General features: G+C 64.4%; 12 protein-coding genes. 5 read left to right on the top strand and 7 right to left on the bottom strand.

What is annotated here, in order from left to right:
• The first annotated feature begins 76 nt into the window (after positions 1-76).
• Complete coding sequence (locus RX329_RS02235; protein ID WP_085348864.1) at positions 77-2,176, top strand: S9 family peptidase; 2,100 nt, start codon at positions 77-79, stop codon at positions 2,174-2,176.
• A 110-nt stretch (positions 2,177-2,286) separates the two neighbouring features.
• Here RX329_RS02235 and RX329_RS02230 read toward each other — a convergent pair whose 3' ends face one another.
• From RX329_RS02230 to RX329_RS02205, 6 genes are all read right to left on the bottom strand, one after another.
• Positions 2,287-3,378 (bottom strand): SMP-30/gluconolactonase/LRE family protein, encoded by a 1,092-nt coding sequence (locus RX329_RS02230; RefSeq protein ID WP_085358481.1) that lies wholly within the window; start codon positions 3,376-3,378, stop codon positions 2,287-2,289.
• Positions 3,379-3,460: 82 nt separating this feature from the next.
• A complete protein-coding gene (locus RX329_RS02225) occupies positions 3,461-4,180 on the bottom strand; it encodes a ribonuclease activity regulator RraA (RefSeq protein ID WP_085348862.1) in 720 nt (239 codons plus the stop codon).
• Positions 4,181-4,190: 10 nt separating this feature from the next.
• A complete protein-coding gene (gene araD, locus RX329_RS02220) occupies positions 4,191-5,930 on the bottom strand; it encodes an L-arabinonate dehydratase (protein WP_085358479.1) in 1,740 nt (579 codons plus the stop codon).
• Positions 5,927-6,784: an ABC transporter permease gene (locus RX329_RS02215; RefSeq protein ID WP_085358477.1), complete on the bottom strand. Its 858-nt coding sequence runs from the start codon at positions 6,782-6,784 to the stop codon at positions 5,927-5,929. The genes araD and RX329_RS02215 overlap by 4 nt, the downstream gene beginning before the upstream one ends.
• Positions 6,785-6,795: 11 nt before the next feature.
• A complete protein-coding gene (locus RX329_RS02210; RefSeq protein ID WP_018456628.1) occupies positions 6,796-7,557 on the bottom strand; it encodes an ABC transporter ATP-binding protein in 762 nt (253 codons plus the stop codon).
• Positions 7,557-8,576, bottom strand: coding sequence for an ABC transporter substrate-binding protein (locus tag RX329_RS02205; RefSeq protein WP_018456629.1), 1,020 nt, complete (start codon positions 8,574-8,576; stop codon positions 7,557-7,559). The genes RX329_RS02210 and RX329_RS02205 overlap by 1 nt, the downstream gene beginning before the upstream one ends.
• A 94-nt stretch (positions 8,577-8,670) precedes the next feature.
• Here RX329_RS02205 and RX329_RS02200 point away from each other — a divergent pair, with 94 nt between their 5' ends.
• The 3 genes from RX329_RS02200 to RX329_RS02190 all read left to right on the top strand — a co-directional run bounded on the left by RX329_RS02200 (position 8,671) and on the right by RX329_RS02190 (position 13,591).
• Complete coding sequence (locus tag RX329_RS02200) at positions 8,671-9,387, top strand: GntR family transcriptional regulator (protein WP_018456630.1); 717 nt, start codon at positions 8,671-8,673, stop codon at positions 9,385-9,387.
• Positions 9,388-9,588: 201 nt separating this feature from the next.
• Positions 9,589-10,017: a response regulator gene (locus RX329_RS02195; RefSeq protein WP_085358475.1), complete on the top strand. Its 429-nt coding sequence runs from the start codon at positions 9,589-9,591 to the stop codon at positions 10,015-10,017.
• Positions 9,995-13,591, top strand: coding sequence for a PAS domain S-box protein (locus RX329_RS02190; RefSeq protein WP_085358473.1), 3,597 nt, complete (start codon positions 9,995-9,997; stop codon positions 13,589-13,591). The genes RX329_RS02195 and RX329_RS02190 overlap by 23 nt, the downstream gene beginning before the upstream one ends.
• A gap of 117 nt (positions 13,592-13,708) precedes the next feature.
• On the opposite strand, the gene RX329_RS02185 is transcribed toward RX329_RS02190, so the two are convergent.
• Positions 13,709-14,344 (bottom strand): response regulator transcription factor, encoded by a 636-nt coding sequence (locus tag RX329_RS02185; RefSeq protein WP_007604420.1) that lies wholly within the window; start codon positions 14,342-14,344, stop codon positions 13,709-13,711.
• Positions 14,345-14,494: 150 nt separating this feature from the next.
• Between RX329_RS02185 and RX329_RS02180 the strand changes: the two genes are divergently transcribed.
• Positions 14,495-14,785 carry a hypothetical protein gene (locus RX329_RS02180; RefSeq protein ID WP_085358471.1) on the top strand — a complete coding sequence of 97 codons (291 nt, stop codon included), beginning with the start codon at positions 14,495-14,497 and terminating at the stop codon, positions 14,783-14,785.
• The last annotated feature ends 5 nt before the right edge of the window (positions 14,786-14,790 follow it).

Raw genomic sequence — 14,790 nt, 5'->3', positions numbered from 1 at the left:
CGACGCCCGCAGCGACGCTGGCAATTCACGGAAGCGGGACGATATAAGGTGAAGCACGCATCTGAATGAGGATCGAGTGACACAAGCCAAAACACCTTCCCTGCCCCCCCTCGCGCCGCGCCGGCCGCATTCCTTCACGCGACACGGGATCACCGTGACGGATGAATATGCCTGGTTGAAGGACGAGAAATGGCAGGAGGTGCTGCGCGACCCCGCGGTGCTCGATCCCGACATCCGCAAATATCTCGACGCAGAAAATGGCTACACCGAGAGCCTGCTCGGCCATACCGCGGCGCTCCAGAAAACGCTGGTGCGCGAGATGCGGGGGCGGATCAAGGAGGACGATTCCAGCGTGCCGTCGCCGGATGGTCCTTTCGCCTATTTCCGCAAATTCCGCGAGGGCGGTCAGCACGAGCTGTTCGGCCGTATGCCGCGCGACGGCGGCGAGGGCCACATCGTGCTCGACGGCGATGCGCTCGCCAAGGACCATGAATACTTCAAGTTCGGCGGCAGCCGGCACTCGAACGACCACAGGCTGCAGGCCTGGAGCGCCGACACCAAGGGCTCGGAGTATTTCTCCATCCGCGTGCGCGACTGGGCGACCGGCAAGGACCTCGACGACGTCGTCGAGGAGACCGACGGCGGCGTGGTCTGGAGCAAGGATGCGACGTCGTTCTTCTACGTGAAGCTCGACGACAACCACCGCCCGATGCAGGTGTGGCGGCATAAGCTCGGCACTGGGCAAGCCGACGACACGCTGGTCTACGAGGAGCAGGATTCCGGCTGGTTCACCCATCTGCAAGAGAGCACCAGTGGCCGCTTCTGCGTGATCGCGGGCGGCGACCACGAGACGTCCGAGCAGCGGCTGATCGACCTCGCCCACCCCGACGCACCGCCGCGCCTGGTCGCGGCACGCAAGGAAGGCGTGCAATATTCGCTGGCCGACCGTGGCGACGAACTCTTCATCCTGACCAACGCCGACGATGCCATCGACTTCAAGATCGTCACCGCGCCGCTCGCCTCACCCGAGCGCAAGAACTGGCGCGATCTGATCCCGTATCGCCCGGGCATCTACATCATCGACCTCGATCTCTATGCCGGCCACATGGTGCGGCTGGAGCGCGCCAACGCGCTGCCGTCCATCGTGATCCGCGACCTCGCCTCGAACGAGGAGCACGCGATCGCGTTCGACGAAGCGGCCTATTCGCTGGATACGATGGGCTCCTACGAATTCGAGACGACCAATTTGCGCTTCGCCTATTCGTCGATGACGACGCCGTCGGAAGTCTACGATTACGACATGGTCAAGCGCACGCGCACCCTTCGCAAGCGGCAGGAGATCCCGTCCGGCCACAATGCGAGCGACTACGTCACCACCCGCATCATGGCGAAAGCGCATGACGGCGCCGAGGTGCCGGTCTCGATCCTCCATCGCCGCGGACTCACGCTCGACGGCGCGGCGCCGCTGCTGCTCTACGGCTACGGCTCCTACGGCATGGCGATGCCGGCTTCGTTCAGCGCCAACCGCCTGTCGCTGGTCGACCGTGGCTTCGTCTATGCCATCGCCCATATCCGCGGCGGCGCCGACAAGGGCTGGGGCTGGTACCTCGACGGCAAGCGCGAGAAGAAGACCAATTCGTTCGACGATTTTGCCGCCAGCGCACGCGCGCTGATCGATGCGAAGTACACCAGTGCAAAGCGCATTGTCGGCCACGGCGGTTCGGCCGGCGGCATGCTGATGGGCGCGGTGGCGAACCGCGCCGGCGAATTGTTCGCCGGCGTCGTCGCCGAAGTGCCGTTCGTCGACGTGCTCAACACGATGCTCGACGACACGCTGCCGCTGACGCCGCCGGAATGGCCGGAATGGGGCAACCCGATCGAGAGCGAGAAGGATTTCCGCACCATCCTGTCCTATTCGCCCTACGACAATGTCGCGGCGAAAGACTATCCGGCGATCCTGGCGATGGGCGGGTTGACCGATCCGCGTGTCACCTATTGGGAGCCCGCCAAATGGATCGCGCGCCTGCGCGCGACCATGAGCGGCGGCGGCCCGGTCCTGCTCCGCACCAACATGGGCGCCGGCCACGGCGGCGCATCGGGACGCTTCAACCGGCTCGATGAAGTCGCGATCGTCTATGCGTTCGCGCTGTGGGCGGCGGGGATGGCGGAGGCGTGACTTCGTAGCCCGGATGGAGCGCAGCGAAATCCGGGATTAGTGCAGACGACATCACAGCCCCGGATTGCGCTGCGCTCCATCCGGGCTACGGCCTCGAGAGAGGCGAAGCCTCACACGGCCCCATGCGCCTCCACATACAGCGCATACACCGAGTGGCTGCTTGCCATATACAGGCGATTGTTCTTCGGCCCGCCGAAGCAGAGATTGGCGCAGCGTTCGGGCAGCTTGATGAAGGCGAGCGGCTTGCCCTCTGCGTTGAACACCATCACGCCGTCGAGATCCTCCGACTTGGCCTTGAGCTGATAAACCTTGCGGCCGGCGATGTCGGTCGGCTCGGATTGCAGCGCACCGTTGGAGCCCCAGCCGCACCAGAGATTGCCGTCGCGGTCGACGCGAAAACCGTCGAGCGAGGCCTGGTCAGCCGCGTCGATCAGCTTGGTCTTGCCGCTGAGCGAACCGTCGTCACCGACATTATAGCTCCAGATGCTGCGGTTGGGCGTACCTTTCCACTCGACCACGTAGAGCTTCTTCTCGTCAGGCGAAAAGGCGAGGCCGTTCGGATTGACGAGGTCGGTCAGCATAGCGCTGAGCTTGCCGTCCTTAGCGATGCGGTAGACGTTGGTGGTGGCTTGCTCGGCCTTTTCCTTCTTGCCCTCCCACTCGCCGTTGATGCCGAACAGCGGGTCGGTGAACCAGATGCTGTCGTCGGACTTCACCACGATGTCGTTCGGCGCGTTCAGCCGCTTGCCCTCGAACTTCTCGGCCAGCACGGTGATCTTGCCGTCCTTCTCGGTGCGGGTGATGCGGCGGGTCACCGAGTGCTCGCAGCTGACGAGGCGGCCCTGGCGGTCGCGCGCATTGCCGTTGGCGTAGTTGGCATTGGCGCGGAACACGCTGGTCTGCCCGGTCTTCTCGTCGAACTTCATGATCCGGTTGTTGGGAATGTCCGAGAACAGCAGATAGCCGCCTTCGGGAAAATAGGCGGGGCCTTCGGCCCAACGCATGCCGGTCGCGACCTGCTCGAGCGTCGAGGAATAAAGCCGGTACTTTCCAAAACTGGGATCGAGGATTTGAACGGCGGGATCGGGGTAGCGCTGGTTCGGCGCGAACGGAAACGACTGGGCACCGGCGGCGCGGGCGAGGAGCGCGGAAGTGGCCGCAGCGCCAGCGCCGGCCAAGAGGTTGCGTCGCGTGAAATTCATGGAGTCCTCCCTGGGTGATTTAAGGCCGGCGCTTGCTGCGGCCGGCCTGTTTCTTGATATGCTTGGTGTCGGCGCGCGGCCTTTACCTTCCGTTCGCCTTCCGCCATGCGGCGAAGTCGGTCAGCGTCTGCGGGTCCGTCGCGGGATAGAGACCGAAAATGCCGCGGCCCTTGTTGACTTCTTCGGTGACGAAGTCCTCGAACGCGGTCATCTCGAAGGTCTCGTTGGCGATCTCCTCAGCGAGATGCGCAGGGATCACGATCACGCCGTCGCTGTCGCCGAGAATGACGTCGCCGGGAAACACGGGCGCATCCCCGCAGCCGATCGGCACGTTGATCTCGATGGCGTGATGCAGCGTCAGATTGGTCGGCGCGCTTGGGCGGTGGTGGTAGGCGGGGATACCGAGCTTGGCGATCTCGGCCGAGTCGCGAAAACCGCCATCGGTGACGACCCCGGCGACACCGCGCTTCATCAAGCGCGTGACCAGGATCGCACCGGCGGACGCGGCGCGCGCGTCCTTGCGGCTGTCCATCACCAGCACGCTGCCCGCCGGGCAATCCTCGACTGCCTTGCGCTGCGGATGGGAGCGGTCCTTGAAGACCTCGATGGTGTTGAGATCCTCGCGCGCCGGCATATAGCGCAGCGTGAAGGCTTCACCGACCATGGTCGGCTGGTCGGCACTGAGCGGGTGCACATCCTGGATCATCTGGATGCGCAGGCCCCGCTTGAACAACGCGGTTGCGACGGTGGCGGTGGAGACGGATTTGAGCTTGTTGCGGGTGGCCTCGGCAAGTTTGGTCATGTCACGCTCTCTAGTAAATCGAGGGCTCGCCGATCGGCGCGCCGAAATCGGTCTCGAGGAAGTCGAAGTCGCAGCCGTCATTGGCCTGCTTGATGTGCTTGGTGAACATCCAGCCATAGCCGCGCTCGAAGCGGCGCTCGGGCTGCTTCCAGGCGGCGCGGCGCTTGTCGAGCTCGGCTTCCGACACGTCGAGATTGATGGTGCGGGCGCCGACGTCGAGCGTGATGCGGTCGCCGTTCCGCACCAGCGCGAGCGGTCCGCCGACATAGGATTCGGGAGCGACATGCAAAATGCAGGCGCCGTAGCTGGTGCCGCTCATGCGCGCATCGGAGATCCGCACCATGTCGCGGACGCCCTGCTTCACAAGCTTGGTCGGGATCGGCAGCATGCCCCATTCCGGCATGCCCGGCCCGCCCTGCGGCCCCGCATTGCGCAAAATGAGAATGTGGTCTTCGGTGACCTCGAGATCGGGATCGTCGACCGCCTTCTTCATCGAAGGATAGTCGTCGAACACCAGCGCCGGCCCGGTGTGCTTGAGGAAGCGCGGCGCGCAGGCCGACGGCTTGATGACGCAGCCGTCGGGCGCGAGATTGCCCTTGAGCACCGCGAGGGCGCCTTCCTTGTAGATGGGATTGTCGATCGAGCGGATCACATCGTCATTGTGGACCTCGGCATGCGCGATATTCTCGCCCAGCGTCAGGCCGGTGACGGTGATGCAGTCGAGATGCAGATGCGGCTTGATCTGCCCCATCAGCGCCGGCAGGCCGCCGGCATAGAAGAAGTCCTCCATCAGATAGGCATCGCCGCTCGGCCGCACATTGGCGATCACGGGCACCTTGCGGCTCGCAATCTCGAAATCGTCGAGGCCGATGTCGAGACCGGCGCGGCGGGCCTGCGCGATCAGATGGATGATCGCATTGGTCGAACAGCCCATGGCCATCGCCACCGCGATCGCGTTCTCAAACGCCTTGCGGGTCTGGATCGTCTTCGGCGTCAGATCTTCCCAGACCATCTCGACGATACGGCGCCCGCATTCCGAGGCCATGCGGATATGGTTGGCATCAGCGGCGGGAATCGAGGACGCGCCCGGCAGCGTCATGCCGATCGCCTCTGCAATCGCGGTCATGGTGGAAGCCGTGCCCATGGTCATGCAGGTGCCGTAGCTGCGCGCAATGCCGGCCTCGATGTCGAGCCAGTCCTTGTCGGAGATTTTTCCGGCGCGCCGCTCGTCCCAGTATTTCCAGCCGTCCGAGCCCGAGCCGAGCGTCTTGCCCTTCCAATTGCCGCGCAGCATCGGACCTGCCGGCAGATAGATCGCCGGGATGTTCATCGAGGTCGCACCCAGCAGCAGCGCCGGCGTGGTCTTGTCGCAGCCGCCCATCAGCACCACGCCGTCGACGGGATGGCTGCGCAACAGCTCCTCGGCGTCCATCGCCAGCAGATTGCGATAGAGCATGGTGGTCGGCTTGAGCAGCGATTCCGACAGCGACAGTGCCGGCAGCTCCAGCGGCAGGCCGCCGGCCATCAGGATGCCGCGCTTGACGTCGTCAACGCGCGACTTGAAGTGCATGTGGCAGGGCTGCGCGTCCGACCAGGTGTTGAGGATCGCGATGATCGGGCGGTCCTTCCACTCCTCCGGCGCGTAGCCCATCTGCATGGTGCGGGAGCGATGGCCGAACGAGCGGAGATCGTCGGGTGCGAACCAGCGCGCGCTGCGGAGCTGGTCGGGCGTTAGTTTCTTCTTGGTCATGATTGGGTGCCCCATTTCTGCACGGTGTTCCGCTCGATGGCGCGGAAGATCAGGTTTTCGACAAAAAGCCCGATGATGATCACCGTCAAGAGGCCGGCGAAGACCGCAGGTATGTCGAGCAGGTTGCGGTTTTCGAAGATGAACCAGCCGAGCCCGCCCTGCCCCGACGACACGCCGAACACCAGCTCGGCCGCGATCAGCGTGCGCCAGGCAAAGGCCCAGCCGATCTTGAGGCCGGTCAGGATCGAGCCGAACGCGGCGGGGATGAGGATTTTCGCCACGTACGGCAATCCCCGAAGGCCGTAATTGCGGCCGACCATGCGCAGCGTGTTGGACACGCTCTTGAAGCCCGAATGGGTGTTGAGCGCGACCGGCCACAGCACCGAATGGATCAGCACAAACACCAGACTGCCGTTGCCGAGACCGAACCAGATCAAAGCGAGCGGCAACAGCGCGATCGCCGGCAGCGGATTGAACATCGCCGTGACCGTCTCAAGGAAATCGGTGCCGATGCGGGTGGAGATCGCGAGCACGGTGAAGATCGCGGCGAGCGCGATGCCGGCTGAATAGCCCATGAACAGCACTTTTAGCGAAGCCCAGGCCCGCATGGGAATCGTGCCGTCCTTGACGCGATCGTAGAGCGTGAGGATCGTGTCGTGCAGCGTCGGAAACAGCAGGGGATTGTCGAGGGCGAGGCCGTAGGCCTCCCAGACCGCCGCGAGGAACAGGATGATGACGGTCTTGCGGACCAAGCCGTCGTTCCACAACAGCTCGGGCACGCTCAGCTTGCGCTCGACCTCGGCTGCGCTGCCGACGACCGGCGCGTCACGCAGCATTATTCTCGCTTCGCCCATGAGAGGCTCCCTCAATGCGCCGTTGCTTCGGAGGCGAACAGGAGATCGTGAATCTCCTTCTCCAGCCGGCCGGCACTGCCATCGTCATTGGAGACCTTGTCGACGTCGACCACCTCGGCCTTGACGCGGCCGGGATGCGGCGACAACAGCAGGATGCGGTTGCCGATGCGGATCGCTTCCGCGATCGAGTGGGTCACGAACAGCACGGTGAATTTGGTCTCGCTCCAGAGCTGGAGCAGCTCGTCCTGGCAGGTTCGCCGCGTCAGCGCGTCGAGCGCGGCGAACGGCTCGTCCATCAGTAGGATGTCGGGCTCCATTGCCATGCCGCGCGCGATCGCGACGCGCTGCTTCATGCCGCCGGAGAGCGTGTGCGGATAAGCGTCGACCACGCGGGTGAGGCCCACTTTCTCGATATAGGCCCGCGCCCGCGCATCGGCATCCTTGCGCGACAATTTTCGCGCGGTCAGCAGCGGAAACATCACGTTGGCCAGCACGCTTTTCCAAGGCAGCAGCTGGTCGAACTCTTGGAAGATCATCATGCGATCGGCGCCGGGACCGCGAATCTCGCGGTCGTTGATGGTCATGCGGCCTTCGCTCGGCGCCATGTAGCCGCCGACGGCCTTGAGCAGGGTCGACTTGCCGCAGCCGGACGGCCCGAGCAGCACGAAGCGGTCGGACCTGTCGACTGTGAAGCTGACCCGTTCGGTCGCCGTGACGACGGCGCTGGAGGTCTTGTAGCGCAGCGTCACGGAGCTGACGTCGAGCAGCGCCATCAGTTGCCCTTCAGATCGTGGGCGACGGGCAGATAATAATCAGTCCAGGCCTTGGGCTGAGTCTTCAGCGTGCCGGTCTTGAACAGATGGGCGGCGAATTTCATCGTGCCCTGCGGTTCGAGATTCCACTCCATCATGCCGGGCTCCTGGAGGAGATCGAGCAGCTCTTCCACCGAGGTCTTGTCGCCGGTGATCTCCTTGTAGATCTCGACCGCCTGTCTGGTGTCGCTGCGGATCAGATCCTGAGCTTCCTTGGTCGCATCGCGCACGGCCTGGATGATTTTCGGGTTGGCATCAGCGAACTTCGTGGTGGTGAAGAACTGCGCCTGGCTGAGCGGGCCGCCCATCACGTCAGGCGACGACAGCACGACATGCGCGCCCGGCACGTTCTTCAGCTCGAGGAAGGTGAACGGCGGAATCGAGAAATGGGTGTGCACCTCGTGCTTGGCGTTGGACAGCGCCGCATAGGCGTCGGGATGACCGAGCTGCACCGTGTTGACGTCCAGCTTCGACCATTGGTCGGGACCAAAGGCTTCGGCGGCGGCGATCTGGAGCACGATGGCCTGGGTCGAGACTTTTACGGTCGGCACGGCGATCTTGTCGTTGGGGCCGAAATCCTTGATCGACTTGATGTTGGCGTCGCGACTGATCAGCGTCATCGGCTGCGCCGAGGTCGCGACGATGCCCTTGACGCCGCCGCGGGTGCGGTCCCACAGCAGCAGCAGATTGCCGGTGCCGGTGTTGAGGATGTCGACCCCGCCCGCGAGCAGCGCATCGGTCTGCGCACCGCCGCCGGAGAAGGTGACCCATTTGGTGGTGACGCCGGCCACCCCGAGCTGAGCGGCGTGCTTCTCGATCAGCTTCTGCTTTTCCATGATGTGGCTCGGCATGTAGAAAATGCCGGGCTGGCGAGACAGCGAGATCTCGGACTTCTGCTGCGCCTTTGCTGGCGAAGCCGTCAGCGCCGCTGCGGCGATCAGGGCGACGGCCGTGAGGCCACACTGAAATTGCTTGATCATTGTTGTTCGTTTCCTCCGGCCGCCATTGACGAGCGATCTTGCTAATGCACTAATGCATTAGTGTATCAAAGGCAAGCTGGCCGGAGCGCTTCGCATGGAACCAGCCGAACCCGCGCCCCGCGTAGCCCCCCGCCCCGGCGCGCGGCTCGACCGGGCCCGGCAGGCCGCACCGCAAGTATTCGAGCGGCTGCGCAATGCCATTCTCGCGCTCGAATTGCCGCCGGGCTCGCCGCTGTCGCGCACGGATCTCGCCGCACAATTCGGCGTCAGCTCGACGCCGATCCGCGACGCCTTGATGCGGCTCGAGGAAGAAGGGCTGGTCGACGTGTTTCCGCAGCACGCCACCGTAGTCAGCCGCGTCGACGTCGGTCGGGCCGAGCAGGCCCATTTCCTGCGCCAGGCGCTGGAGCTCGAAATCGTCCGGCTGCTCGCGCAGCAGCACGGCGAAGCCCTGGTCATACGCCTCGACCACACGATCGCGCTCCAGCAGCAATTCGCCAAGGCCGGAGACTTCGAGAGCTTCATCGCTGGCGACAATGATTTTCACGCGCAGCTTTATGCCGCGGCCGGCAAGCAGGAACTCTGGACGCTGGTGCGCAGCCGTAGCGGACATATCGACCGGCTGCGCCGGATGCATCTGCCCTCACCCGGCAAGGCCCAGAACATCGTCCGCCACCACAAGCTGATCACGCGCGCGATCGAGGCCGGCGACGCCGATGCTGCGCAACAGCATCTGCGCAAGCACCTGTCGGGCACGTTGAGCGAGCTCGACACGATCCGAAGCCACTATCCGGAATATTTGACCGACTAGGCATATGGCGCGCGGTTGTCGCGAGCGCTTGTGCACGTCACCGTGCATAAATTGACGCAACCGAGTTCGCCTTTTGCGAGCAATCTTGGGATCGATGGCGAAGTGCTTGCAGGCCAGATGCAATCCGCGCAACAATTTCAGAGTTGATGGTTTGATTTGCGGTCGCTGGGACACCCCATCCGGCCCGGGAGGATACCAGACGTGGCCAACATCCTGATCGTGGATGACGATCCGGCCGTGCAGATGACGATTCGGCTGCTCCTGGAGAGGGCCGGTCATCAAATCACCGTCGCCGGAGACGGCCGCAAGGGACTTGCGCTGTTCGAGGCCGGCCAGTTCGACCTTCTCTTTCTCGACATCTTCATGCCCGGCATGGACGGCCTGGAGACGATGCGCCACATCCGGGCGCTGCAGCCGGCGATTCCGATCGTCGTCATTTCCGGCCGTTCGTTCACGCCGGACGCCCATGCGGAGCCGGACTTCCTCAAGATGGCGACCAAGCTCGGCGCGGTGGCGAGCTTGCAGAAGCCGTTCCGGGCCGACGCGCTGCTCGGCGCGGTCGCTGGCTGCCTGGACGCGGCGCGGACGGCATCGGTGAGGAATCCGGATGTCAGCACCGGCCGCCGATGACAAGAACCTTCATTCTGTTCCAACCGAGCGCGGGCACGGCCATTCAGGAAGCGGTGCAGATTTCCCCATGACACTCGCTACGCGGCTCGCCATCGCGATGATCCTGCTGGTGGCGGTCACCGTGGCCGCAGTCGGCTGGCTCGGCTATCGCAATATCACCCAGGCCGTCATTCCGCGGGTCCTGGAACGGATTGAAGCCCAGTCGAGCCTGCTGGCCACCCATCTTGACTCCTACGTTGCCGGCGCGCGCGGCGATCTGCTCGGTTATCGCTCCGCCGCGGCCATCAACGGCCTGATCCGTGCCCACATCGGTGGAGGCCTCGACGAAGTCGACGGCGTTTCCGAGCAAACCTGGCGCGAGCGCATCGCAGCCCGGCTCGCAGCCGAGATCGACGCGAAACCGAGCTACGGGCAATTTCGAATCATCGGCCTTGACGACGACCAGCGCGAGTTGGTCCGCGTCGATCGCGCCGGCCCGAACGGAACAGCACGGATCGTCCCCGACGGCGAACTGGAACGCAAGAGCGACCGAACCTACTTCCAGGAGACGATTCGATTGGCGCCGGGCGACATCTATGTTTCGCCCGTCGATCTCGCCACGCGGCAGGGAGGAACCACGGACCCTCACATTCCGACGTTGCGCGTCGCGACTCCGCTGTTCACGCCTGATAGCAAGCCGTTCGGCATCGTCATCGCCAATATCGACATGCGTCCTGCGCTCGACCGCGTCCGCTCGACCACGAGCGCAGGAGGAGAAATCTATGTCGTGAATTCGCGTGGCGACTATCTTGTCCACCCTGATCGTGCGCGGGAATTCGGTGCATTGCTTGGCAACGCCAACGATTGGCGCCGGGACTTTCCTTTCTTTGCAGCCCGGGCCGGCCTGCCGCAAGGATCCACGCAGCTTACGAGCGACCAAGCGGGCCGGCCGAGTGGAGCGGCGCTCGCACCGGCACTGCTGGCCGGCAAGGAGTGGTTGGCAGTCATCGAGACGGCCCCACCATCCGTGTTCAGTAGCGTTCCGGCGGCCATTCAAAAAGCCTCCTCACTGGTCGGCCTGCTTGCTGTCCTTGCCGCAGCTTTGCTTGCGGTACTGCTGGCGCGCTCATTGACGCGGCCGATCGGGCGTCTGACCGCGGCGGTGGAAGCGATCGGCAGCGGACGGCGCGCCGAGATTCCCGTCGATGCGAGCGGAGAGACAGGCGTGCTGGCGCGGGCATTCGCGCAAATGGTCGAAGAAACGAGAGCGAAGACGACCGCGCTTGAACGCGAGATCGAGGAGCATCGCCGCACCGAGGCCGCGCGAAGCCATCATGAAGCGCGCGAGCGCTTGTTCAGCGCCGCCGTCGAATCCTCCGACGAAGCGATCGTGATGCAATCGCTCGACGCCATCATCACCGGCTGGAATGCCGCCGCCGAGCGCCTCTACGGCTATTCGGCGAATGAGGCGATCGGGAAATCCACCTCGATCATCGTCCCACCCGACCGACGCGAGCAAGGCAAGGACTATTTGCGGCGGATCGCCGGAGGTGAACCGATGGAACGGTTCGAGACGGTGCGCCTGCGCAAGGATGGCACGCCGGTCGAAATCTCACTCAGCCTGTCGCCGATCAGGGGCCCATCGGGCGAGATCGTGGGCGCCTCCGGCACCGCGCGCAGCCTGACCGAGGCGCGACGGGCCGAGCGGGCGCTGCAGCAGCAGCTCGAGGAACGGCGACAGATCTTCGAGACCTCCCAGGATCTGATCATGGTGATGGACGCGCGCGGCCACATCGCGCAGATCAGTCCGAGCAGCGAGGCCATTCTCGGCTACCGGCCGGAGGAGATGATCGGCCGCAGCGGCGCCGATTTCATTCATTCCGGCCATCTCGACCAGTCGCGCGACGAGATGCGCGCGCTCAGGCGCGGCGAGCGGCTGAAGCTCGCGGACACCCGCTGCTTCCACAAGGACGGTCGTGAGGTCTGGCTGTCCTGGCTCGGCAGCTGGTCCGACCACGCCCAGCGCTACTTCTTTGTCGGGCGCGACATGACAGAAGCGAGGCTTGCACAGGAGTCCTTGCGGGAGAGCGAACAGCTTGCGCGCAACATCGTCGAGACCTCGCTCGATGCTTTCACCCAGACGGACCACACCGGGGCCATCCTGAGTTGGAACTCGCAGGCCGAGAAGCTCTTCGGATGGACCCGTGAGGAGGCGATCGGCAAGAATGCGATTGAGCTTTTCGTCGCCCCCAGTGAGCGCGAAAGCGTCAGGGCCAGACTGAAGCTCTTTCTCGAATCCGAGCAACAATCGCTGGCTAATCCACGGCGCGAACTTTTGGTGCGGCGACGCGACGGTAAGGAGTTCAGGGCCGAGCTCAGCGTCACGGCGCTCCAGCGACGCGAAGGCGTTCTCTTCAATTCGTTCTACCGCGACCTGACCGACAAGATCGCGGCCGACGAGCGCATCCGCCAGGCCGAGAAAATGGAGGCGGTCGGCCAGCTCACCGGCGGCGTGGCGCACGACTTCAACAACATTCTCACCGTCATCACCGGAACGATCGAGATCCTGGCCGACGCGGTGGCCAACGAGCCGGAGCTCGCGGCGATCACGAAGATGATCGACGAGGCCGCCGGGCGTGGCGCCGAGCTGACGCAGCACCTGCTGGCGTTTGCGCGCAAGCAGCCGCTCCAGCCGCGCGAGATCGACGTCAACGCGCTGATCATCGACACGGCGAAATTATTGCGGCCGACGCTGGGCGAGCAGATCCATATCGAATCGGTGTTCGAGGACGAGAACTGCGTCGCGATCGTCGATCCCAGCCAGCTCACCACCGCGATCCTCAACCTCGCGCTCAATGCCCGCGATGCCATGCCGGGCGGCGGCAAGCTGATCGTGGAGACGGGCGCGGCCTATCTCGACGAGGTCTATGCCAGCGTCAACGACGTCCCGCCGGGACACTACGTGCTGATCGCCGTGAGCGACACCGGCAGCGGAATTCCCGCCAACATGCTGGCCAGGGTGTTCGACCCCTTCTTCACCTCGAAGGGACCGGGCAAGGGCACCGGACTCGGGCTTTCGATGGTCTACGGCTTCATCAAGCAGTCGGCGGGCCATATCAAGATCTACAGCGAGGAAGGCCACGGCACCACGATCAAGATGTACCTGCCGCCCGGCAAGACGCCGACGGCGGTCGGCGAGGGCGTGACGCCGGCGACCATCGAGGGCGGACACGAGACGATCCTTGTGGTCGAGGACGACCGGCTGGTGCGCGACTACGTGCTGGCACAGCTGCATTCGCTCGGCTACGTCACCTTGCAGGCTGCGAACGCCGCGGAGGCGCTCGCAATCGTCGCCGCCGGAAAACCGTTCGACCTCCTGTTCACCGACGTCATCATGCCCGGCAAGATGAACGGAAGGCAGCTCGCCGACAAACTGCAGAGAACGCGTCCCGATCTCCGGGTGCTCTACACGTCCGGCTATACCGAGAACGCGATCATCCATCACGGCCGGCTGGATTCGGGCGTTCTGCTGCTGGCGAAGCCCTATCGCAAATCGGATCTGGCGCGGGCCATCCGCAAGGCGTTGAACAGTTGATGGCGCGTCGGGTGAGAGCCCGCAGCCGGGGTGAGCGAAGCGATACCCGGGAACACCACGAGCCACGTCCCGGAAGTCGCTTCGCTCATCCGGGCTACGAAATGTCGCCCACGGAATTTACGACGCGCGCTGCGCCGCGGTCATCACGATCCGGATCAGATCGGCGGCATTGCGCGCACCGAGCTTCTTCATGATGTTGGCGCGATGGTCCTCGATGGTGCGCGGGCTGATGCCGAGCGTGCGGCCGGCCTCCTTGTTGGAAGCGCCGGCGGCGAACTGCTCGAGCACCTCGCGCTCCCTGCGCGTCAACGGCTCGCGCCCGGGGAAATGCAGCGAGCCGAACTTCGGCGCTGCGTTCTCCGACTGCCTGCGGGCATAGGCGCCGATCGCCTCGTCGAGCCGGCCGACGATCTCGCTGCCGCGGAACGGCTTCTCGATGAAGTCGAGCGCGCCGCTCTTGATGGCCCCGACCGCCATCGCGATATCGCCCTGTCCGGAGATCATGAAGATCGGTGCCGGATAGTCCTCGCCGTGCAGCTCATTGAGAATATCGAGCCCGGACTTGCCGGGAATGTGCACGTCGAGCAGGACCGCTGCAGGTGTGCGGCTTCGCGCGACGGAGAGCAATGCTGCGCCGTCCGCAAAACAGATCACCTCATAGCCCGCCGCCTTCAACACCATCGACAAGGTGTCGCGAACGGCAGCGTCGTCGTCGACCACGAAGATTTCACCGCGAGAGCTTTGTTCGGCCATGTGCCACACATCCGGTTGGCATGAAGGACTCGCGTCCGCCCCAACCGTTATGGCGTTCGGCGCGGATTCGGCCCACCGTATTTGTACGGGACATGGACTTGACGCACAAGTAGCGGCCAGGCGCCTAATTGCAGAGGACGGAGAATATCCATGCTAATTTTGGCCGCTACGCCGCCTCTCGTGGCAATGCCCGAAGTCGAGAGCCGTGAGCTGATTGCGGCCGACCTTCGCGTGCTGATCTCGCAGATCGAGAGCAGCATGCGCCGGACCGCCACAGCCATGGATCAAGAACACAGGAGTGATCCGGAAAGTTCCGCCGACGTCTTCGTGCTCGACGATGTCACACCCCGGTATGCCAGGGCGATCGCCGCGCTCGACGCCTGCCGGGCGGGCCTTGGCCACGCCCTGGAATGCCTGTCGGAGGCCAGCGGTACGCTGTAGATCGC

The organism is Bradyrhizobium sp. BWC-3-1, from assembly GCF_032917965.1.
In the GTDB taxonomy this organism is placed as follows: Bacteria; Pseudomonadota; Alphaproteobacteria; order Rhizobiales; family Xanthobacteraceae; genus Bradyrhizobium; species Bradyrhizobium canariense_D.
Note: the sequence above shows the minus strand (reverse complement) of the source record. Positions and strands in the feature narration are given on the sequence as shown.